At 61.0% G+C, this 21,835-nt stretch carries 21 protein-coding genes; 15 read left to right on the plus strand and 6 right to left on the minus strand.

The genetic code is table 11. The annotated features are described in order from the left end of the window. Positions 1–5 precede the first annotated feature (5 nt). The 3 genes from bhcB to bhcD all read left to right on the plus strand — a co-directional run bounded on the left by bhcB (position 6) and on the right by bhcD (position 3,193). Positions 6–974, plus strand: coding sequence for a beta-hydroxyaspartate dehydratase BhcB (bhcB, locus tag THS5294_RS07935; RefSeq protein WP_058123337.1), 969 nt, complete (start codon positions 6–8; stop codon positions 972–974). Between the two features lie 61 nt (positions 975–1,035). Beyond that, complete coding sequence (gene bhcC / locus THS5294_RS07940; RefSeq protein WP_038006426.1) at positions 1,036–2,196, plus strand: 3-hydroxy-D-aspartate aldolase BhcC; 1,161 nt, start codon at positions 1,036–1,038, stop codon at positions 2,194–2,196. A 31-nt stretch (positions 2,197–2,227) separates the two neighbouring features. Beyond that, positions 2,228–3,193, plus strand: a complete 966-nt coding sequence (gene bhcD / locus THS5294_RS07945) for an iminosuccinate reductase BhcD (RefSeq protein ID WP_058123466.1) — start codon at positions 2,228–2,230, stop codon at positions 3,191–3,193. A gap of 4 nt (positions 3,194–3,197) precedes the next feature. Here bhcD and THS5294_RS07950 read toward each other — a convergent pair whose 3' ends face one another. The 5 genes from THS5294_RS07950 to THS5294_RS07970 are packed head-to-tail and all read right to left on the minus strand — an operon-like array spanning position 3,198 to position 6,362. Beyond that, the gene (locus THS5294_RS07950) at positions 3,198–3,551 is read right to left on the minus strand and encodes a hypothetical protein (protein ID WP_058123338.1); all 354 of its coding nucleotides are present in this window, start codon (positions 3,549–3,551) and stop codon (positions 3,198–3,200) included. Between the two features lie 25 nt (positions 3,552–3,576). After that, on the minus strand, positions 3,577–4,575 hold the full coding sequence (locus THS5294_RS07955) for an endonuclease/exonuclease/phosphatase family protein (protein ID WP_058123339.1): 999 nt from the start codon (positions 4,573–4,575) through the stop codon (positions 3,577–3,579). Between the two features lie 3 nt (positions 4,576–4,578). Then, a complete protein-coding gene (locus THS5294_RS07960; RefSeq protein ID WP_058123340.1) occupies positions 4,579–5,265 on the minus strand; it encodes a molecular chaperone DjiA in 687 nt (228 codons plus the stop codon). 12 nt (positions 5,266–5,277) lie between these two features. After that, positions 5,278–5,763: a GNAT family N-acetyltransferase gene (locus THS5294_RS07965; protein WP_058123341.1), complete on the minus strand. Its 486-nt coding sequence runs from the start codon at positions 5,761–5,763 to the stop codon at positions 5,278–5,280. Beyond that, entirely contained in the window at positions 5,760–6,362 is a 603-nt protein-coding gene (locus tag THS5294_RS07970; protein ID WP_058123342.1) for a VOC family protein, read from the minus strand. Before THS5294_RS07970 ends, THS5294_RS07965 begins: the two co-directional genes overlap by 4 nt. 62 nt (positions 6,363–6,424) lie before the next feature. Here THS5294_RS07970 and THS5294_RS07975 point away from each other — a divergent pair, with 62 nt between their 5' ends. Next, positions 6,425–6,982: a 5-formyltetrahydrofolate cyclo-ligase gene (locus THS5294_RS07975; RefSeq protein WP_058123343.1), complete on the plus strand. Its 558-nt coding sequence runs from the start codon at positions 6,425–6,427 to the stop codon at positions 6,980–6,982. 209 nt (positions 6,983–7,191) lie between these two features. On the opposite strand, the gene THS5294_RS07980 is transcribed toward THS5294_RS07975, so the two are convergent. Next, positions 7,192–7,422 (minus strand): hypothetical protein, encoded by a 231-nt coding sequence (locus THS5294_RS07980; RefSeq protein ID WP_058123344.1) that lies wholly within the window; start codon positions 7,420–7,422, stop codon positions 7,192–7,194. 164 nt (positions 7,423–7,586) lie between these two features. Here THS5294_RS07980 and THS5294_RS07985 point away from each other — a divergent pair, with 164 nt between their 5' ends. The 11 genes from THS5294_RS07985 to rpsA all read left to right on the plus strand — a co-directional run bounded on the left by THS5294_RS07985 (position 7,587) and on the right by rpsA (position 21,670). Beyond that, positions 7,587–8,771: an MFS transporter gene (locus tag THS5294_RS07985; RefSeq protein ID WP_072936664.1), complete on the plus strand. Its 1,185-nt coding sequence runs from the start codon at positions 7,587–7,589 to the stop codon at positions 8,769–8,771. A 94-nt stretch (positions 8,772–8,865) separates the two neighbouring features. Then, entirely contained in the window at positions 8,866–9,948 is a 1,083-nt protein-coding gene (locus THS5294_RS07990; RefSeq protein WP_058123346.1) for an Mrp/NBP35 family ATP-binding protein, read from the plus strand. 585 nt (positions 9,949–10,533) lie between these two features. After that, complete coding sequence (locus tag THS5294_RS07995; RefSeq protein ID WP_139278629.1) at positions 10,534–10,980, plus strand: division/cell wall cluster transcriptional repressor MraZ; 447 nt, start codon at positions 10,534–10,536, stop codon at positions 10,978–10,980. A gap of 3 nt (positions 10,981–10,983) precedes the next feature. Beyond that, positions 10,984–11,955, plus strand: a complete 972-nt coding sequence (gene rsmH, locus THS5294_RS08000; RefSeq protein ID WP_038006448.1) for a 16S rRNA (cytosine(1402)-N(4))-methyltransferase RsmH — start codon at positions 10,984–10,986, stop codon at positions 11,953–11,955. A gap of 3 nt (positions 11,956–11,958) precedes the next feature. Next, positions 11,959–12,384 (plus strand): cell division protein FtsL, encoded by a 426-nt coding sequence (gene ftsL, locus THS5294_RS08005; RefSeq protein ID WP_072936665.1) that lies wholly within the window; start codon positions 11,959–11,961, stop codon positions 12,382–12,384. Beyond that, positions 12,381–14,234 (plus strand): peptidoglycan D,D-transpeptidase FtsI family protein, encoded by a 1,854-nt coding sequence (locus tag THS5294_RS08010; protein WP_082644975.1) that lies wholly within the window; start codon positions 12,381–12,383, stop codon positions 14,232–14,234. The genes ftsL and THS5294_RS08010 overlap by 4 nt, the downstream gene beginning before the upstream one ends. Before the next feature lie 60 nt (positions 14,235–14,294). After that, positions 14,295–15,743 (plus strand): UDP-N-acetylmuramoyl-L-alanyl-D-glutamate--2,6-diaminopimelate ligase, encoded by a 1,449-nt coding sequence (locus tag THS5294_RS08015; protein ID WP_058123347.1) that lies wholly within the window; start codon positions 14,295–14,297, stop codon positions 15,741–15,743. After that, positions 15,740–17,155, plus strand: coding sequence for a UDP-N-acetylmuramoyl-tripeptide--D-alanyl-D-alanine ligase (locus tag THS5294_RS08020; RefSeq protein WP_058123348.1), 1,416 nt, complete (start codon positions 15,740–15,742; stop codon positions 17,153–17,155). The genes THS5294_RS08015 and THS5294_RS08020 overlap by 4 nt, the downstream gene beginning before the upstream one ends. 5 nt (positions 17,156–17,160) lie before the next feature. Next, complete coding sequence (gene mraY / locus THS5294_RS08025; protein WP_038006454.1) at positions 17,161–18,243, plus strand: phospho-N-acetylmuramoyl-pentapeptide-transferase; 1,083 nt, start codon at positions 17,161–17,163, stop codon at positions 18,241–18,243. 108 nt (positions 18,244–18,351) lie between these two features. After that, positions 18,352–19,761, plus strand: coding sequence for a UDP-N-acetylmuramoyl-L-alanine--D-glutamate ligase (gene murD / locus THS5294_RS08030; protein WP_058123349.1), 1,410 nt, complete (start codon positions 18,352–18,354; stop codon positions 19,759–19,761). A 229-nt stretch (positions 19,762–19,990) separates the two neighbouring features. After that, entirely contained in the window at positions 19,991–21,670 is a 1,680-nt protein-coding gene (gene rpsA, locus THS5294_RS08035) for a 30S ribosomal protein S1 (protein WP_038006458.1), read from the plus strand. The last annotated feature ends 165 nt before the right edge of the window (positions 21,671–21,835 follow it).

The raw sequence follows: 21,835 nt of genomic DNA on the forward strand, positions 1-21,835 counted from the left end.
TTCGGATGAAAGACTTGGCAGAACTTGTGATCCCGACGTTCGATGATGTGAAGGCCGCGCATGAGCGGATCAAACCGCACATCCACCGCACGCCTGTCCTGACATCAAGCTATTTCAATGAGCTGGTCGGCGCGGAATTGTTCTTTAAGTGTGAGAACTTTCAAAAAGCGGGTGCGTTCAAAGTACGCGGTGCCACGAATGCCGTGTTCGGACTGAGCGAGGAAGACGCGGCCAAGGGGGTGTGCACGCATTCCTCCGGCAACCACGCCTTGTCGCTGTCTTACGCGGCGGGCCGCCGTGGCATCCCGTGCAACGTTGTGATGCCCCGCACCGCGCCAGAGGCGAAAAAAGCCGCCGTGCGTGGGTACGGCGGGATCATAACGGAATGTGAACCCTCGACCACATCAAGAGAGGCCGTGTTCGCCGAAGTGCAGGCCGCAACGGGTGGCAACTTTGTGCATCCATACAACGATCCGCGCGTTATTGCGGGGCAGGGCACGTGCTCGGTCGAGTTTATGGAGCAGACAGGCGGCGTTGATATGATGGTCGCCCCCATCGGTGGCGGCGGCATGATTTCAGGCACCTGCCTGACGTTGTCGAACATCGCCCCCAAGGTGGAGATCATCGCCTCGGAGCCCGAGCAGGCCGATGACGCCTATCGCAGCTTTAAGGCAGGTCACATCATCGCCGACGATGCGCCGGTCACGATTGCCGATGGGCTGAAGGTGCCTCTCAAGGAACTGACGTGGCACTTCGTGAGCAACCACGTCACCGAAATCCAAACCGCCTCGGAGCAGGAAATCATCGATGCGATGAAGCTGACGTGGCAGCGGATGAAGATCGTGATGGAGCCGTCGTGCGCCGTGCCTCTGGCCACGATCCTCAAGAACAAAGACCGCTTTGCCGGCAAACGCGTTGGTGTCATCGTGACTGGTGGCAACGTGGATATGGACAAACTGCCCTGGATGCTCTGAGCACCAGTGGATTTCTGGGTGCGGCCCCCGCCCACCCGTCATGAGTTATGGGAGAGATCAGATGAAAGATATGAACGTAAACGACTTAGAGGTTGGATACGACGTGCCCGCGCTGCCCGGTATGGATGAGGCGGACATTCAAACACCCTGTCTTGTGCTGGATTTGGACGCGCTCGAGCGGAATATCAAAAAGATGGGCGATTGGGCCAAGGCGCATGGCATGCGCCACCGGGTCCACGGCAAGATGCACAAATCCGTTGATGTAGCTTTGTTGCAGGAATGTCTGGGCGGCTCCGTGGGTGTGTGCTGCCAAAAGGTGTCTGAGGCGGAGGTTTTTGCCCGTGGCGGGATCAAGGATGTGCTGGTCTCGAACCAAGTGCGCGACCCGCAAAAGATCGACCGCCTAGCGCGCCTGCCCAAGCTGGGTGCCCGAGCGATCTGTTGTGTGGATGATGTGGCCAACGTCGCGGACCTATCTGCCGCCGCCGTCAAGCATGGCACCCAGATTGAGTGCATCGTGGAAATCGACTGTGGCGCGGGCCGCTGTGGCGTGACAACCACCCCCGCCGTTGTGGAAATCGCCAAGGCAATTGATGCCGCTGAGGGGCTGAAATTTGCGGGTTTGCAAGCCTATCAAGGTGCGATGCAGCACATGGATAGTTACGCGGACCGCAAAGCCAAGATTGAGATTGCCGTGGCACAGGTCAAGGATGCGGTCGATACGCTCAAGGCCGAGGGGCTGGAGTGTGATATCGTCGGTGGTGGTGGCACAGGCTCCTATTATTTTGAGGGCACATCAGGCGTTTATAACGAACTGCAATGCGGCTCTTACGCGTTTATGGACGCGGACTATGGCCGCATTTTGGACGCCGATGGCAACCGGATCGACCAAGGTGAATGGGAAAACGCGCTGTTCATCCTGACGTCCGTGATGTCCCACGCAAAGGCCGACAAGGCGATTGTTGATGCGGGCCTCAAGGCGCAATCCATCGACAGCGGCCTGCCGGTGATTTTTGGGCGTGATGACGTAGAATATGTCAAATGCTCCGATGAACACGGCGTTGTGGCGGACCCCGATGGGCTGCTCAAGGTCAATGACAAGCTGAAACTGGTGCCGGGTCATTGTGATCCAACCTGCAACGTCCACGATTGGTACGTTGGCGTGCGCAACGGCAAGGTCGAAACGCTTTGGCCAATCTCCGCACGCGGGAAGGCATTCTAGAATGGACGGCTCCCCTATGAAATCGCATGAAATTATCATCGTCCCGGAGGCGGAGATCGCCGGGCTGATGACACCAGAGGCCGCGTTTGACGCAGTTGAGGCCATTTTTGGCGCGATGGCGCGCAAAGATGCCTACAACTTTCCCGTCATCCGCGAGGCCATTGGCCATGCTGACGCGCTTTATGGCTTTAAGTCGGGCTTTGATCGGGCAGGTGGGGCGCTGGGCCTCAAGTCCGGTGGCTATTGGCCGGGCAATGAGGCGAAGGGCCTAACCAACCACCAATCCACCGTGATCCTGTTTGACCGGGATACCGGACGGCCCAAGGCGATGGTGGGGGGCAACCTGCTCACTGCGTTGCGTACGGCTGCCGCGTCCGCGGTGTCGATCAAACATCTGGCGCGCGCGGACAGCAAAGTGTTGGGCATGATCGGTGCAGGCCATCAGTCCGCATTTCAGATGCGCGCGGCCCTTGCGCAGCGCCCGTTTGAAAAGGTCATCGGCTGGAACTACCACCCCGAGATGCTCAGCCGGCTGGAGGCTGTCGCGACCGAGGCGGGCTTGCCGTTTGAGGCCGTCGATCTGGACCGTTTGGGCGCGGAGGCTGACGTGATTATCTCAATCACGTCCAGCTTTGATGCCATCCTGCATGACGCCCAAGTCACCGCAGGCACCCACGTTGCCTGCATGGGCACGGACACCAAAGGCAAGCAAGAGGTCGAGGCTGCTCTTGTGGCCCGCGCGACCGTGTTCACGGATGAAATCGCCCAAAGCACCACCATCGGTGAGGCGCAGCACGCCATTGCAAGCGGCCTGATCACGGAGGCCGCGATCACCGAGATTGGCGCCGTGATCAACGGCACCCATCCGGGCCGTACCTCAGCCGAAGAGGTGACGTTGTTCGACGGCACTGGCGTGGGGCTACAGGATTTGGCGGTGGCTGAGGCCGTGGTGGATCTGGCGCTCAAGACCGGCGTCGCGACCCGCGTTCCGTTCTAAAAGCTCACAGCTCAATCGGAGCTTCAATCGGCGCCTCATCCCCTTCGGGTTGGGGCGTCTTTTGCTTTTTGCGTAGGATTATATCGCCATTGGGCAGGATTTCGGGCGGATGATAGGCATTGAGGCCTTCAAAGGCATCGCCAAGATGCTCTCGCAAGTCGTTCACAAAGGGGGCCATCTGTGCGCCCAACTCACCCACGTCGTCCAACAACGGCGCCAGTTCGCCCATCAATCCCTCCATCAACAGGCGGCTGCCCTCGCCCAAACGGTCCAACCCCTCTTGCATCGGGTCGTCGGCATCTTGGGCGATGGCTGGGCTGGCGCAGCTAAGCGCGGCGATCAGAATAAGGTGTTTCATACCCCAAAAGGTGGGTCTGGCTGGGTCAGATGTCAATTTCCACCACAACCGGAAAGTGGTCAGAGGCAAGAAGCAGCGCATCGCGCAAATCCGCGTCATCAAAACACGCAGGGTCGTCAAAAGGGTGAAGTATGCGCCATGTTGTAAGCGGACGTAGGCGCTGTGACACCATCACGAAGTCAATTAACGCATTGAAATAGCGCTTGGTTTGCCTGTTATAAAAGCGCGCAGAGCTGGCCTGTGCCGCGCCGGGCCGCAGGGGAAGCAGCGCGTTGGGGTCATACAGCGGGTGCGCCCCGTCCGCGCCCAAAACGATCTCAACCCCCGAGCGGCCAAACAGCTCTTCGAACTGATCAAGGCCCGGGCCATCGTTGAAGTCACCCAGAACAATCATATCCTCCCCGGCTGCTAAATCCGCATCCAGCCGGGCACGCAACCAAAGACACTGTGCGTGCTGCTTGCGCCGGTTGGCGATGCTGAGCCGCATGGCGTCCGCATCATTCCGCGCGCCGTGGGGGGCTTTGGATTTGGCATGCACGCCGATCAGCCGCAGCGCCGTGCCGCGTGCAGTTGTCAGGGCCAATTCGCAGGGTGGCTTTGACCAAACGACGGTCTCGGGCCTGTCGTCCACATCGAGGTCGCGCTTGAATTTCTTGTCAAACCTTGGGGCGGCCTCACTTTCGCGGGGATCATGCTGGGCGCTCAGCACAGTGGGGTCGAAAAGCAGGGCGATCTCTTGCTGGGTATGGCTTTCAAACCCGGTCACAGCTTTGGTGGTGCGTAGCCCGGCCCATTCCGCAAAACGTTCCAGCGCTTGGGTGCAATTGCGAGAGGGGCTCTGATCAGGGGCCTCAATCACCATCACCGCATCGGCATCCATCGCGTGGAAAACGGATTTCAAAGCCGTCAGTTGTGCCGCGCGCGTGATGTTCCATCTGCCGGACCATTCCTCAGATGGGTCAGGCTTATTTGCATCGGTAAACAGGTTGGAAAACCACTCGATGTTATAAGTGGCCAGCCGCATCGCTTAGGCGTCGGGGTGGGAGTTTGAGATTTTCTCCCACGCGGCGTTGATCGCAATCAGCCGGTTTTCGGCCAGTTTGATCGCCTCTTCCGGCAGGCCACGGGCCATCATCCGGTCGGGGTGGTTTTCACGCACCATGGCGCGCCATGCCGCACGGATTTCGGGCAGGGGGGTGTCGGGGTCTACACCCAGAACCGCGTGGCAATCAGGTTCGGCGCCCGGCACGAAACGGGCTCGGATTGCGGTAAATTCACGCTCCGTCAGGCCAAAGATGTTGGATACAGCGGCCAGAAACTCATCCTCCAGCGGATGGTACTGGCCGTCGGCCATGGCGATGTAAAACAACCCCTCCAGCAGATCGCGTAGCGTTTCGGACCCGGTGGTGAACATGCGCGCAATTTGGCGGGCATATGCATCAAAGCCCGCCACATCTTGGCGCGCGAGGTCAAAAACGCGCGCTGCGTGATCCATTTGTGAGGGCGGGATGGTGAACACGGCGCGAAAGGCGGCGACCTCATCGCGGGTCACTTGGCCGTCGGCCTTAGCCATCTTGGCCCCCAGCGCGATTGTGGCGATGGTAAAGGCCACGGACATCTCAGGCGGGGATCGCAGGCGATCCAACACATCGCGCAGCCCCTCGCCAGAGGCGAGGGCGGCAAGCGCGTCGGCGATGCGGGACCAAATCGACATGTCGGTATGAAACTACGCGCCTTGGGCGGGGGCAAGGGCTTTGGTCATGAAAATCAGATCATGCCATGCGCCTGCCTTGTACCCCACATTTGGCAAGGTTCCTGCCGGGACAAACCCGACTGCGGTGTGAAAGGCGATGCCCGCCGGGTTGCTGCCCGAAATCCCGGCCACGAGGGTGCGAATGTTATCGCGCTGTGCGGCCTCCTCAAGCGTGGACATCAATGCACGGCCAAGCCCGGTCCCATGTGCCGCGTCCGTGATGGCGATGGAATGCTCTGCGGTGTGGCGATACCCGTCCGAGCCGCGAAAGGGACCGTAGGCGGCGTAGCCCACCACATGACCATCGCGCTCTGCGACCCAAGCAGGCCCCGCAATAAGGGCCTCAATCTCGGCGTCGGTCTTGGGGGCCGCGCGAAAGGTTATATGCGGCTGCGCAATCACATCGTTGATCAAGGTCATAAGGGCCGCGTGATCCGAGGGTGTCGCGCGCCGGATCACTGTAGGACCCGTTGCCCGTTGGGGGTGTCGATGATTGCGCGCAGGGCTTTGGCCGGGCCTGTTTCAAACCGCACGCGCGGGTCGTTCAGGGCCAGCTGGGCGGCCAGCGCATCGGCCTGCGGGTGCGTGATGATCAACTCTGCCAGTCGCGCGCCGCTGTCGGGCAGCACGGGTGGCGCGCTTTGCCATGAAATCAACGCCGGGTGCGTATCATCAAACGGTAAGCGCCCTGTGTCAGGCACGGCCATTTGCCACCGCAAATGCGCGCGCGATAACGACAGGGGCGTGCCTGTGCCCGCTGGCGCCTGCGCAAGGGCTGCGGGCAGGTCGGGAGTGCGGCAAATCCAATGGCTCAGAGAGGGGGCCACTGGCCCGCTGTCAAGGTCAAACCAGCGGGTGCGCGCGGGTGCTGGTGCGTTGGGGTCAATCGAGATAACCTCCATGTAAAAATCAGGGCCCAACGAAAGTAGGCGATTGTGCGTGCCCATGTCGGGGTGTTGTCCCCCGGGGCCTAGTGTCATGCCCAATTGTGCTTCGGTATGTGCGACACCCGTTGCAAGGTCGGGGGCGGTGATGGCGATATGATCGAGACTAAGCATGGTTGCACAAAAGCACGTTGTCGGGGCATGAGAAAGCAGATTGGCGCAAGGGAGAGCAGACCATGACATCACAACAGCCCGCAAAGGCTGAATTGCGCGCAGCCACCATGGCCAAACGCGCTGAGGATCATGGCAAGGGCTATGACGCGGCGGCCGTCACGCGGTTGTTGGAATGGATCGGTCCCGTCAAGGGCGCGGTCATCGCGGGTTACATGCCCATCCGGACCGAAATCTCGCCGCTCAACGCCATGTCCGCACTGTCGCAAGATAACACGCTGTGCGTGCCTGTGGTGCAGGGGGCGGGCCTGCCGCTGGTGTTTCACCGCTGGTTCCCGGAGGCCGAAATGATCCCCGGCGCGTTCGGTGCATCGGTCCCCAAATCCGCTGAGGTCGTGACCCCAGACATCGTGATCGTTCCGCTTGTGGCCTTTGATCTGAGCCGGGGGCGCCTTGGCTATGGCGGCGGATTCTATGACCGAACGCTGGAAAAATTGCGCGCGGTTAACGCCAAGCTGCGGGTGGTTGGTTTTGCCTATGATGCTCAACAGGTATCCCATGTTCCGCTGGAGCCGACGGATCAGCCGTTGGATGCCCTGATCACTCCAACACGCTGCCTCTGAATCAAAAAATGGCGACCCCAGGGAGGAGGGGTCGCCACTTTAGGTTTGGACGGGACCCTCAGGGAGGAGGGAGAGTACCATCCGATTGGCCCCAAATGGGAGGAAATCGGGCCAAATGTGTACAGCGCCGCGTGGTAAAGGGAGGAGAACCTCGCTTTGCTGCTATCCCGGGGCAATGGGAGGAGAACCCCGGTATCTCTGCGTTTGCCTCAGACCTGATGACCGTTCCCGGCCACCTGAGTGAGGCGGCGAATGTCCCTGCGTCTGGTGCCCGTCAGGTTGCGGTCGTCCGCACCGAGGGCTTGCAGTTCTTTCACCTTGCCGCGATAGAGACGCCAGCGTGCGTAATCGACACGCGCCTCTGCCACGATTTCCGAAAGGCGGGCTATAAATCCGCCAAACCCGGAGAGCTTTGGGCGCGTTTCTCTGAAAGGGACCATCGTGATGATCCTCGTACCTGAGTTGTGCACCCGTGCCTTGGAGTGACAATGCCCCGAATTGCTGCAGGCGCACAACGCACGTTTTTCGAATGCCGCTATGCAGCAATTGCATGGGTTGCAGAGCGATCAATTTTCGGTTGAGTTGACTTAGGGAGAACACACGTTTGCAGGCTTTGCGCTCACCCATGTTCCGCCGCTACTACGCGGCGTCGGCCGCCTCGGTCCAAGCGCTTTGGGCGCAGCGGGTGGCGTTGGGGTGGCTCGCGTGGGAGGTCAGTGCCTCACCCGCGTATGTCGGTGCAGTGGCCGCGTTGTCGATGGCGCCGACGTTGATCTCGGGGCCGGTGTTCGGCGTGCTAGTGGACCGCGCGGATATCCTGCGCGCGGCGCGGTGGACCACACTGACGATGGCGGTTGTGTTGTTTGTTGCGGTGCTGTGGCAGGCGATGTGGGGCTTTGGGTTGGTGTCGCTGGCGGTGGTGGCTTTGCTGATCGGGGTGATCAGTTCGGCGCATCACCCGGTGCGCATGTCGCTGGCGCCGCGCCTTGTGCCGTATGATCTGGTGGCCAGTGTCGTTGCCTTGAGTTCGGTTAACTTTAACACCGCACGTCTGATTGCCCCGGTCTGGGCAGGGGTGTTGCTGGCGGTTGCTGATCCCGGCTGGACCCTGTTGGCGGCGGCGGTGTTGTACCTGCCGATGATCGTTGTCTTGCCGGGCCTGACGGCGCGGCCCCTGCCAACCCGTAGTGAACAGCCCAGCATTCTGCGCGCCCTTGGCGATGGTATTGCCTACGTGTGGCGCGCGCCGCTGGTGTTGCAGGCCATTATGCTGACGGCTGCCTTTGCGACGATCCTGCGCGGTTTTCTCGAAATTCTACCCGTCTTGGCGGAGGGTGTGCATGGCCGTGGGCCGACGGGCCTTGGCGTGCTGACGGCGTCTGCGGGTGCCGGGGCTTTGCTCGCGGCGGCGGCCAAGACGGCGGGCTGGGGTGTGGTGGCGGACCGGATCACACCGACCCTAAAGGTCATGCTGGTCGCGGGTGTTGGCGCAATGAGTGCAATTGGCCTCGTGCCGCGCTGGGATGTGGCGGTGGGCGTTGTGATGATCCTTGGTTTTGCCTCAACTTACTGCGGTGTGACTTTGCAATCCGTGGTGCAGTCTAATGTGCCCGATGATTTTCGCGGCCGCGTCATGAGCCTTTGGGTCGTCGTCGGCTTTGGTGCTGTGGCGGTGGGTGCGCTGGGGCTGGGGGTGATCTCGGACCTGATCGGCCTGTCCGCGACGCTGATCTGGGCGGGGCTGATTGGCGCGTTTTTGATGGCTGTGCTTAGCCTGCGGAGCGGCTAAACCCCCAATGAACCCGTGCGCTAAATCCGCCGACTTTCTTGTCTTTTCGTTTCACGCGCCCACCTAAGGCGCACGCCAGTTACCGGAGCCTGCAATGCCACTCACCAAAGAAGACATCCACCGCGCCCTTGAGGACATTACGCTTCCGGACGGTGGCACCTTGATCAGCCGCGATATGATCCGCGCGCTGGGGATCGCGGGGGGCGACGTGCGCTTTGTGATCGAGGCCCCCACGGCCGAGGTCGCCAAGATGATGGAGCCGCTGCGCAAAGCCGCAGAAGCCACCGTGGCACGCTTGCCCGGCGCGGGCACGGTGCAGGTTAGCCTGACGGCCCCTGCGCCCGGTGGCATGGGCGCCAAGGCAAAATCACCGTCCAGCCTTAAGATCGGGGGGCATGCCAAACCCCAAGAGGACGGCCAAAGGGTCAAAGGGGTGGCGCGCATTTTGGCCATTGGTTCGGGCAAGGGCGGGGTGGGCAAATCCACGGTTTCGTCGAACCTCGCGGTGGCGCTGGCGCGGCAGGGGCGCAAGGTTGGGCTTTTGGATGCTGACATTTACGGCCCCTCACAGCCGCGCATGATGGGCGTCAATAAACGCCCCGCGTCTCCGGACGGCAAAACCATCATCCCGCTCAAGGCGCACGGGGTGACCATGATGTCGATCGGCTTGATGCTGGCCGAGGACAAGGCCGTGGTCTGGCGGGGGCCCATGTTGATGGGCGCGTTGCAACAAATGCTTGGGCAGGTCGAATGGGGCGAATTGGACGTTCTGTTGGTCGATCTGCCGCCCGGCACGGGCGACGTTCAGCTGACGCTTTGCACCAAGACCGAACTGACAGGGGCTGTTGTTGTTTCAACTCCGCAGGACGTGGCACTTCTCGATGCGCGCAAGGCGCTGGATATGTTCGCGACGCTCAAAACGCCGGTGCTGGGCTTGATTGAGAATATGTCGACCTTCACCTGCCCGCACTGCGGTGGCGAAAGCCATCCGTTCGGGCAGGGCGGCGTCGCCTCTGAGGCGGAGCGTTTGGGCCTGCCTTACCTTGGTGCTCTGCCGTTGGATCTGGACACGCGCATCGCGGGCGATGGTGGCACGCCAATCGCGGCAGGCGAGGGGCCAGTGGCTGACGCCTTTGGCGCGCTGGCCAAGCGGCTGATTGATGGCGGGATGGCCTGACGCCCCTCAACATCCGAATCAAACAGCAAAAGCGGCGGGGGAAACCTTGCCGCTTTTGCCATTTTTGGGCGGCGGTGCAGGCGCGCCACGGGCGCACGTAGAAATCCGATGAAAAAACCTCTGACGTCCGAGTCCATCTGGACACAACATATCGGTGTTTCGCTGATCGGCGGGACTATATGGGCGATACGTTAGGTGTGGGTGTGTCTTTGTGGCAAGAATTGGCATAAAAAACCTTGATTAGGCATAGTCTTCCATGGCACACCATACGTGCAGAGCAGGGTCAAGAACGCGGCGCAGATCGCAGGACCAAAGACCAAAAGGCAGGTTCATACAGGCAATCCCCATACGCTCTGAAATGGAGACCCGCGCGCAGCGAGCAGACATCCCCCCAGGTGGCAGCGCATAGGTCAGACCCGGAGACGGGACAGTGACGGCGGATCGGGCAGTGGCAGCAGCTCGATCCGCCGTTTTCATTCAAGGCCCGGCGGGCCGAAACATTTGATTGAGGGGCACGCGAGGACAGTGATCCGGCGGTTCACAGGGACATCCACCAATAAGGTGGACGCAAAGGGGCGGGTTTCCGTGCCTGCGCCCTATCGTCGTGTGCTAGAGGCGCTTGACCCCGAATGGTCCGAGGGCAAGCAGCCCAGCGTATACCTTTTTTGGGGTGATCCCCGCGCCAAACACCTGACAGCGTATTCTGCCGCCGCAATGCTGGAGATCTGGAAGCAGATCGACCTTTTGCCCCGTGGGTCTGAGGATCGTCGCAGGCTCAACACGCTATACTATAAGATGACGTACCACACGACCGTGGATGACAGCGGCCGTCTGACCCTGCCCAAAGAGCTGCGCGACCGGGTTGAGATTACCGACAGTGCCGCATTCAACGCAGCCGGTGACACGTTTGAGATCATGCGCCCTGAGGCCGACGCCCCCGCCCAAAACGATTTGGACGCTTGGCTTTTGGCGCAGCCTGATACATTTGATCCTGCGTCGTTGCTTCCTCCTCTTCCTCCCGCATCTGAGTAATTCATGGCCACTGCCGACCCCCATATCCCCGTCCTCATCGATGCCCTGATCGAGGCGACTGCACCCGTGTCGGGCGTTTGGATCGATGGCACGTTCGGTGCGGGCGGCTATACGCGCCGCTTGCTTGAGGCGGGTGCTGATCAGGTCATCGGGCTGGACCGTGACCCGATGGTGTTTGAAATGGCCAAGCCATGGGCTGCGGACTATGGCGACCGTCTCAAGATGGTTGAAACAGTGTTTTCCAAGATGGATGAGGTCAGCGCGCCTGTTGACGGCGTCGTACTGGACCTTGGGGTTTCGTCCATGCAGTTGGACATGGCGGAGCGTGGCTTTTCGTTTATGCGCAGCGGCCCGTTGGATATGCGCATGGGGCGGGACGGGATCACTGCGGCTGAGCTGATCGATCAAAGCGATGAGGCCCATCTGGCCGACATTCTGCACCACTATGGCGAAGAGCGCGCGGCGCGCCGCATTGCACGCGCCTTGGTGCGGGATCGCCCGTTTAAGACCACCGCGCAACTTGCGGAAACAATTGAAAAATGTCTGCCACGCAGCAAACCTGGGCAAAGCCATCCCGCGACCCGCAGTTTCCAAGCGCTGCGCATCGCGGTGAATGATGAGTTCGGCGAACTTATCCGTGGCCTCGCCGCCGCTGAGCGTGTGTTGAAGCCGGGCGGTCAATTGGCTGTGGTGACGTTTCACTCGCTTGAGGATCGCGTGGTCAAACGCTTCTTTACCGCACGCTCTGACACAGGCGGTGGCGGTAGCCGCTACGCCCCCGAGACCGCAGCACGTGAGGCTGAGTTCATCCTGACCCCACGCAAGGCCATCGCTCCGCGTGAAGATGAAGTCGCGCGCAACCCGCGGGCTCGCTCCGCCCGCTTGCGGGTCGCAAAGCGTACCGAAAAAATGCCTGGGCCGCTGGATGTCTCCAAGATGGCGCTGCCGAAAATCACCGAAACACAGGGGCTCTAGGGGATGCGCGGGCTGTTCTACATTCTGTCGATCCTAGGCGTGGTTGGGCTGGCCTATTGGGCCTACCACCAAGGCTATGAAACCCGGCAGACCGCCCGCGAGGTTCAGCAGCTTCAACGTGATATCGGCAAGGCGCATGAGCGGTTGGCCGTTTTGCGCGCCGAATGGGCCTATCTCAACCGCCCCGACCGGCTTCGTGAATTGGCCGAAATGAACTTTGAGCGGTTAGAACTGATGCCGCTGTCCGCCGATCAATTCGGGACCATCGCGCAGGTGGCCTATCCGCCCGTCGCCCCACCGGTCGAAACGTTGATGGCAAATTCGTCGGGCCCAAGTGCGCCGCGTGCGGGTCTTGAGCAGGTGCACGGTGCCGATCACCGCTTGATCGCGCCAGAAAAGCCCGTGACCCAGCCAGAGCAGTTTCCATGACCGACGACCGCCGCGAAATCGGGGACACCCATGGGCAAACGCCCGAGGCTGAACCGTTTGAGCGGCGTACGCCTTTGCGGCCTCTTGCGCGGATTTTGCGCGCCCGGGACCGGGGCCAAAACCCCGATGCGATTGAGCGTGAAAACATCCGTTCCCGGCACGAAAGCATGCGCGACACCCTGCGCGCCCGCGCCGAAACGCGTTTGTTCGTGGTGGGCATGGCGTTTTTCATCGGCTTTCTGGTGGTCGCAGTTCGGATGGGGGCCATCGCCTCGACCGAGGCCGAAGAGCCGCGCATTGCCGATAATTCTGGCGCGTCGATCACCGCCGCCCGCGCCGATATCGTGGACCGCAGCGGCCGCGTGCTGGCCACCAATCTGATCACCAATGCGCTTTATGCGCAGCCACATCACATGATCGACCCGGTAGCCGCCGCCGAGGGACTTGGCCGGATTTTCCCCGACCTTGATGTCGAGGACCTGCAAAAGCGCTTCACCGGCAACCGCAAATTTCTGTGGATCAAACGCAATATCTCGCCCGAGCAACAGCAAGCGGTCCATGATCTGGGTGAGCCGGGCCTGCTGTTCGGCCCCCGTGAGATGCGGTTGTATCCCAACGGGCGCTTGGCTGCGCATGTTTTGGGCGGCGCAGGTTACGGGCGCGAAGGTGTGCGTGCCGCCGAAGTTGTGGGCCGTGCGGGTATCGAAAAGTCGTTTGACGCCTACCTGCGGGACCCAATCAATGAGGGCAAGCCCCTCGAATTATCCCTCGATCTGACGATCCAACACACCGTCGAAGAAGTCCTCGATGGTGGTATGCGCTTGCTTAACGCCAAGGGCGCGTCGGCCATTTTGATGGATATTCACACTGGCGAAGTGATCTCAATCGCGAGCCTGCCTGACTATGATCCCAACGCGCGGCCCGGTCCGGTGCAGGGCACGGATCCATCCCTTGATCCGACGTTTAATCGCGCGGTGCAGGGGGTCTATGAGCTTGGCTCGACCTTCAAGATTTTCCCCGTGGCGCAGGCGATGGAACTGGGCATGGTCGCGCCCGAGACGATCATCGACATCAAGGGTCCCATCCGGGTTGGCGGGTTCCGCATTCGCGATTATCGCAACTACGGCAATGAGCTGTCGGTGTCGGATATCATCGTGAAATCTTCAAACATCGGCACCGCTCGGATCGCGATGGAGATCGGCCCGGAACGGCAACAAGATTTCCTGCGTCGCCTCGGCTTTTTTGAACCGACTGATTTTGAACTGATCGAATCCGCGACAGGTCGGCCGCTGTTGCCCAATCCGTGGCGCACGGTGAACACGATGACGATCAGCTATGGCCACGGCCTATCCGCGTCGCCTTTGCACCTTGCGGCGGCCTATGCCAGCACCCTGAACGGTGGCACGTTGATCAAGCCGACGCTTCTGCGCCAAGACGGCCCCCAAAACGGAGAGCGCCTGATCTCGGAGGAAGTGTCCGCCGCGACCCGCGAAATGCTGCGCGACGTTGTTGTCAGCGAAAAGGGGACGGCCTCGATGGCGCGTATGCCTCTTTATACGGTGGGCGGCAAAACCGGGACGGCGGACAAACCCAATCCGCGCGGAGGCTATTACGAAGACAAGGTGATCACAAACTTTGCATCGGTCTTTCCTGCGCTGGACCCGAAATATGTGCTGGTCGTCACACTGGACGAGCCAGAGGATCGCACCGGGCCTGAGCCACGCCGCACCGCTGGCTGGACGGCCGTGCCTGTAGCTGCGGCGATTATTTCGCGCGTCGCACCCTTGTTGGGGCTGCGGCCGGATATTGAACCCTCCGGGGCATTCGCGCTACCAGTGGCGGCGAACTGAACGCACGACAAGGGGCGGCTTGTGGCACACGACAAGGGCAAGAGGCTCTCGGATTTAGGGATGCAGGCACGCGGTGGCGCGGCCCCCGTGATCACCGGGATTTCGGTAGACAGCAGGACGGTTAAGCCGGGGCATCTGTTCGCGGCATTGCCGGGCAGTCGAGTGCATGGTGCGACGTTCATCCAATATGCATTGCGTATGGGGGCAGTGGCCGTTTTGACGGACGCAAAGGGGGCGCAGATCGCCGCCGCCGAGATCGCGGAACATGACCCTGCGGTGGTAATCGCTGAGGACCCGCGTGGTGTTCTTGCAGGGGCAGCGGCCCTGTTTTTCGGTGGCCAGCCCGAGACGATGGTCGCGATCACCGGCACCAATGGCAAAACGTCGGTCGCCAGCTTTACCCGCCAATTGTGGGAGGCCTTGGGCCTGTCAGCGGCCAACATCGGCACCACCGGTGTTGAGGGCGCGTTTTCCGCCCCCGGCGTGCACACCACGCCCGAACCGATCACCTTGCACCGGGTGTTGTCCGAGATGGCTCGCGCAGGCGTGACCCACGCCGCGATGGAGGCATCAAGCCACGGTCTGGACCAGCGGCGCATGGATGCGGTGCATCTGGCGGCGGCGGGATTTACGAATTTCACCCAAGATCATCTGGATTACCACGGCACGTTTGACGCGTACTTCGCGGCCAAATCGGGTCTTTTCATGCGGGTGCTGCCCGAAAATGCCGTGGCCGTTTTGAACCTTGATGACCCAAAGGTCGCGACACTTGTCGCGCAGGTTGAGGCGCGCGGCCAAGAGGTGCTTGGCGTCGGGCATGGGCCTGATGCGCGGCTGCGCCTGCGGGCACAACGGTTCGATGCGACGGGCCAAGAGGTGCTGTTTGACTGGCAGGGGGCGTCGCATCAAGTGCGGCTCAATCTGATTGGCGGGTTCCAAGCGGCGAATGCGCTGATGGCCGCGGCTTTGGTGATTGCGGGTGGTGAACCCGCCGCTGAGGTGTTCGCAGCCTTGCCAAAGCTGGGCACTGTACGCGGCCGGATGCAAAAGGCGGCGGTGCGTGAAAACGGGGCGGCGGTGTTTGTCGATTACGCTCATACGCCGGACGCCGTTGAAACCGCGCTTCGCGCACTGCGGCCCCACGTGATGGGGCGCATCATTGCGATTGTGGGCGCGGGCGGGGACCGCGATACCGGCAAGCGGCCCTTGATGGGGGCTGCGGCCGCTGCTCATGCGGATGTGGTCTTTGTGACCGATGACAACCCACGCTCCGAAGATCCTGGGGTGATCCGTGCCGCCGTAATGGAAGGCGCGCCCGAGGCGACTGAGGTTGCGGACCGGGCTGAGGCGATCCTGCGCGGCGTAGATGCGCTTGGCCCCGGCGACGCGCTGTTGATCGCGGGCAAGGGGCACGAAACCGGACAAATCGTTGGCGACGACGTTTTGCCGTTTGATGATGTGGAACAGGCAAGTGTGGCGGTGGCCGCGCTTGATGGGGGGCTGGCATGACACTTTGGACCGCCCAAGAGGCAGCGGCCGCAACTGGGGGCGAGGCGCGCGGCGATTGGGCCGTTTCCGGCCTGTCGATCGATACCCGCACGCTTGAGCCGGGGGATTTGTTCATCGCGCTCAAGGCCGCGCGCGACGGGCATGATTTCGTGGCCGATGCACTTGGCAAAGGGGCGGGGGCGGCATTGGTGTCGCGTGTTCCAGAGGGTGTGGCGGATGACGCTCCCCTTTTGGTGGTGGCGGATGTGCAATCCGCGCTCGAGGATTTGGCACGTGCTGCGCGGGCGCGCACATCGGCCAAGGTCATTGCGATTACGGGTTCGGTTGGCAAAACCTCTACCAAGGACATGATGGCCCATGCGCTGCGCCCGCAGGCCAAGGTTCACGCGGCGGAGAAAAGCTATAACAACCATTGGGGCGTGCCGCTGACATTGGCGCGGATGCCGCGCGACGCCGCCTACGCCGTGATCGAGATCGGGATGAACCACCCCGGCGAAATCGCGCCTTTGTCGGCGTTGGCCCGCCCGCACGTGGCCGTCGTGACGACGGTTGGCCCTGTGCACCTAGAGGCATTTGAAGACGGCGTGCCGGGGATCGCTCGTGAAAAGGCCGCGATCTTTAGTGGCCTGATTGAGAGCGGCGTCGCGATCTATAATGCGGACTTGGATGTCAGCCCGATTTTGGCGCAGATTGCAGGCGCTGAGGCCGTGTCCTTTGGCGAAAGCGATGGGTGCGATTGGCGTCTGACTGCTCTGACGGCGGGTGCGGCTGGCATTAATTGCGTCGCGCAAGCAGCTGAAGGCAAAATATTTTTCAAGTTGGCGGCGCAAGGCGTACACTTTGGTACAAATGCGCTGAGCGTTCTGGCGGCTTGCCACGCTGCGGGGGCGGACTTGGCGCAATGCACCCTCGCGCTTGGCTCGTGGACACCGCCAGCGGGGCGCGGCGCGCGGATATTTGTCTCGCTTGATCCGGCACATCCAGAGCTGGGCATCGACCTGATTGATGACGCCTATAACGCCAATCCGTCTTCGGTCGGTGCGGGGCTTGCGCTTTTGGCGGCGAGCACGCCGGGGCCGGGCGGGCGGCTCATCGCAATCCTTGGGGATATGAAAGAGCTTGGCCCAACCGAAGTCGCGATGCACGCCGACTTGGCTCGCCACCCTGCGATGGACGCAATCGACACCGTTCATTGCGTCGGTCCGTTGATGGGCGCGCTTCATGCGGAGCTGCCGGGCGATCAACAGGGGCAACATACACCAGATGCGGCCACGCTTGCCGGACAGGCCCATCATCTCGTTGGCCCCCACGATATCGTGTTGGTAAAGGGCTCTTTGTCCATGAATATGGCCCTTCTTGTTGACGCCATCGCGGAATTGGGTCACTCCGAAGGGGCTAATTCAAAGAGGTAGATGCGATGTTATTCTGGTTGACTGAGTTTTCCGACGGCGGAGACGTCTTCAACCTGTTTCGCTATATTACCTTCCGGGCCGGGGGCGCGTTCTTTACGGCGCTCATTTTTGGGTTCCTGTTCGGGCGTCCGCTGATCAACCTGCTGCGCCGTCGCCAATCCAATGGCCAACCCATCCGCGACGATGGCCCCGAAAGCCACTTTGCCAAGGCGGGCACTCCGACCATGGGCGGCGTTCTGATCTTGGGCGCGGTGTGCCTGTCGACGCTGATGTGGGCACGGTTGGACAATGCCTATGTTTGGATCACGCTGTTGGTGACCATGGCGTTTGGCGCGATTGGCTTTGTGGATGATTACGCCAAGGTCTCAGCGGGCAACACCAAGGGCGTTTCTGGCAAAATCAGGCTGGCTCTTGGGTTTACCATCGCCGCTGTTGCAGCCGTCAGCGCGATGCTGCTGCACCCCGAAACGCTGTCGGGATACCTGGCCGTGCCCGTGTTCAAAGACGTGCTATTGAACCTTGGCTGGTTTTTTGTGCCGTTTGTGATGATTGTGATCGTCGGTTCCGCAAATGCGGTGAACCTGACGGACGGTCTGGACGGGCTTGCCATTATGCCGGTGATGATTGCGGCGGGCACGCTGGGCGTGATTGCCTATGCGGTCGGTCGGGTCGATTTCACCTCATACCTTGATGTGCATTACGTGCCGGGCACGGGCGAGTTGTTGATTTTCGCCGCCGGGTTGATTGGCGGGGGCCTTGGGTTTTTGTGGTACAACGCCCCGCCTGCTGCCGTGTTCATGGGCGACACAGGCTCTCTGGCCCTTGGTGGCGCGCTGGGAACCATCGCCGTTATCACCAAGCATGAGCTGGTCTGGGCGGTCATTGGTGGTCTGTTCGTGATTGAGGCCTTGTCGGTCATCATCCAAGTGCTCTACTTCAAGCGCACCGGTAAACGCGTTTTCCTGATGGCTCCGATCCACCACCATTTTGAGAAAAAGGGCTGGGCCGAGCCGCAGGTTGTGATCCGGTTTTGGATCATCTCGCTGATCCTCGCGCTGATCGGTTTGGCGACGCTCAAAATCCGCTAGGATTGGCGTTTGCGGCTGACTTGATCCAACGCCTTTCCCGGGCCAATCTGCGCCTAGATCTAGAGGGTCCCCTGATATGATTTTCAATACAGCCAAAGGTGCGCGCGTATGATCCCGGTCACTGGTTTTGTGGGCGAAACGGTTGCAGTTCTTGGCCTTGGCCGGTCGGGCCTTTCTGCGGCGCGCGCGCTGCGGGCTGGGGGGGCTGAGGTCATCGCGTGGGACGACGGCGAAGCCGGGCGCGCCGCCGCAGAGGCTGAGGGCTTTGTCCTGCGCGATCTGTCCAAGCAGGGCGCTTTGGATGCTGTGACTTGGTTGGTTACGTCACCGGGCATTCCTCACCTGTACCCTGCGCCGCACCCCGCGATCGCCAATGCCCTGCGCGCAGGGGTGCCAGTGGACAATGATATCGGCTTGTTTTTCCGCTCCCTCGGGCAGGGCACTTGGAGCGAGATGGAGCAGCCCCCCCGGGTCGTCGCAATCACGGGCTCGAACGGTAAATCCACCACATCTGCGCTGCTCCATCACATCCTGACGGAGGCTGGTCGCCCGGCGGAACTGGCAGGAAACATCGGGCGTGGCGTTCTGGATCTGGACCCGCCTGAGGACGGTGCGGTCATTGTGCTGGAGCTGTCGAGCTATCAAACCGAGCTTGCGCGCTCTTTGACGCCGGACGTTGCAGTCTTTACCAACCTGTCGCCCGATCACCTTGATCGGCATTACGGTATGGGCGGGTATTTCGCGGCCAAGCGTCGTTTGTTTGCCGAAGGTGGACCGGACCGGGCCGTTATTGGCGTGGACGATCTAGAAGGCCTGTTTTTGGCGGGGCAACTGGCCGAAGGTGCCGCTGATGATCGGGTGATCCGCATCTCAAATACCCAAAAGCTGGGCGGTCCGGGGTGGACGGTTACGGCCCGCAAAGGGTTCCTGAGCGAGATGCGCAAAGGTCGGCAAGTCGCCTCGATTGATCTGCGCAAAATCGCGGGCTTGCCCGGGGCGCATAACCACCAGAATGCTTGTGCGGCCTACGCGGCTGCGCGTGCATTGGGGCTTGGGCCACGCGACATTGAAAAGGGGCTGCACAACTATCCCGGCCTACCGCACCGTTCACAGGTGATCGCGCAGCGGGACGGTTTGACCTTTGTTAACGACAGCAAGGCCACCAACGCCGATGCCGCTGCCCAAGCGCTTGCGGCTTTTCCAAAGGTGCGTTGGATTTGTGGTGGGCTGCAAAAGGAAGGCGGGCTTGATGTTCTCAGGCCGCATCTGGGTCATGTCGTCAAAGCCTATGTCATTGGGCGCGAGGCTGCGGCGTTTGGGTTGCAGCTGGGGGATGTGCCGCAAGATATCTGTGGTGACATGGAAACGGCAGTGGTCCGTGCCAGCGCCGAGGCCCAACCGGGGGAGGTCGTGCTCCTTGCACCGGCAGCGGCCAGCTTTGACCAATATGATAGCTTTGAACGCCGGGGCGCGCATTTTACCGCCCTTGTTTTGGGCGAAACACCGCAGGCCGAATAGGCCGCGATCCGCCATCCAAAAAGGCGGGCGCGGGACCTCTTGCGCCTGATCCCTAGCGCCGCTATACGGCGAGGGTCTTTGGGTCAGGAGTTTTCTGGCCCATTTATCGTTGCACCCTGATGTCAAATCTTAACGGCATCACGAGTATAGGGTGCCAAGACCAACCCCAAAGACCGGCGGAGACAACCGCACGGCCAGTAAACCCAGATGAATAGGAACCGAGAGCCACATGGCCACTAATGCAATGATGGAGGAATTCGAAGCCCTCCTTAACGAAAGCTTCGAAATTGACACACCCCAAGAGGGTTCTGTTGTCAAAGGCAAGGTTATCGCAGTTGAAGCGGGCCAAGCCATCATCGACGTGGGCTACAAAATGGAAGGTCGCGTCGACCTCAAAGAATTCGCAAACCCCGGTGAAGCACCCGAAGTCGCTGTTGGCGACGAAGTGGAAGTGTACCTGCGCACCGTGGAAAACGCTCGTGGTGAGGCAGTTCTGTCCCGCGAAATGGCGCGCCGCGAAGAAGCTTGGGATCGTCTGGAGAAAGCCTACGGCGCCGAAGAGCGTGTCGAAGGTGCAATCTTCGGTCGCGTCAAAGGCGGCTTCACGGTTGACCTCGGCGGTGCAGTGGCATTCCTGCCCGGCTCCCAGGTTGACGTGCGCCCCGTGCGTGATGCTGGCCCATTGATGGGTCTCAAGCAGCCGTTCCAAATCCTCAAGATGGACCGTCGCCGTGGCAACATCGTTGTTTCGCGTCGTGCAATCCTTGAAGAATCCCGTGCCGAGCAGCGCGCAGAAGTCATCGGCAACTTGGCCGAAGGTCAAGCGGTTGACGGTGTCGTCAAAAACATCACCGAGTACGGCGCATTTGTCGACCTTGGCGGCGTTGACGGCCTGCTGCACGTCACCGACATGGCATGGCGCCGCGTGAACGATCCACGCGAAGTGCTCTCCATCGGTGAGACGATCAAGGTGCAAGTCATCAAGATCAACAAAGACACGCACCGCATCAGCCTCGGCATGAAGCAGTTGCAAGAGGACCCATGGAACCTGGTGGAAGCCAAGTACCCACTGGAATCCAACCACACTGGCCGCGTCACGAACATCACCGACTACGGTGCATTCGTCGAGCTGGAGCCCGGTGTCGAAGGCCTCGTGCACGTCTCCGAGATGTCCTGGACCAAGAAAAACGTCCACCCCGGCAAGATCGTCTCCACCTCGCAAGAGGTCGAAGTCATGGTGCTGGAAATCGACAGCGCGAAGCGTCGCGTCTCGCTTGGTCTCAAGCAGACAATGCGCAACCCATGGGAAGTGTTCGCTGAAACACACCCCGAGGGCACGCAGGTCGAAGGCGAAGTCAAGAACATCACCGAATTCGGCCTGTTCGTGGGTCTGCCCGGCGACATCGACGGCATGGTTCACCTGTCCGACCTCACGTGGGAAGGCCGTGGCGAAGACGTCATCGGCGACTACCGCAAGGGCGACATGGTCAATGCAGTTGTGTCCGAAGTCGACGTTGAGAAAGAGCGCATCTCGCTCTCGATCAAAGCAGCGGATGGCGACCCCTTTGCGGAAGCTGTTGGCGGCGTGAAGCGCGGTTCGATCATTACTGTCGAAGTGACCAAGATCGAAGAAGGCGGCATCGAAGTTGCGTACGAAGGCATGACGTCCTTCATCCGCCGCTCGGATCTGTCGCGTGACCGTGCCGAGCAGCGCCCTGAGCGTTTCGGCGTGGGCGACAAGCTCGACGTGCGCGTGACCAACGTGGACAACAAGTCCCGTCGTCTGGGTCTGTCGATCAAAGCCCGCGAAATCGCAGAAGAGAAAGAGGCCGTCGAACAGTATGGTTCCTCCGACTCCGGTGCATCGCTCGGCGATATCCTCGGCGCAGCCCTCAAGGGCGACGAGTAAGTCTTACCGGACTGAAGAAATTAAAGGGGTCCCGCTGGCAACGGCGGGGCCCTTTTTCTTTGAAAAATGAGGGATTTGCGGCGCGGGTGCGTGATGGGAATACAATCATGAATTGACGCGGCTGGGCCAATTCGCTTTTAGATAATAAATCGATGCTATATGCAG

This window comes from Thalassobacter stenotrophicus, assembly GCF_001458315.1.
Lineage (GTDB): Bacteria > Pseudomonadota > Alphaproteobacteria > Rhodobacterales > Rhodobacteraceae > Thalassobacter > Thalassobacter stenotrophicus.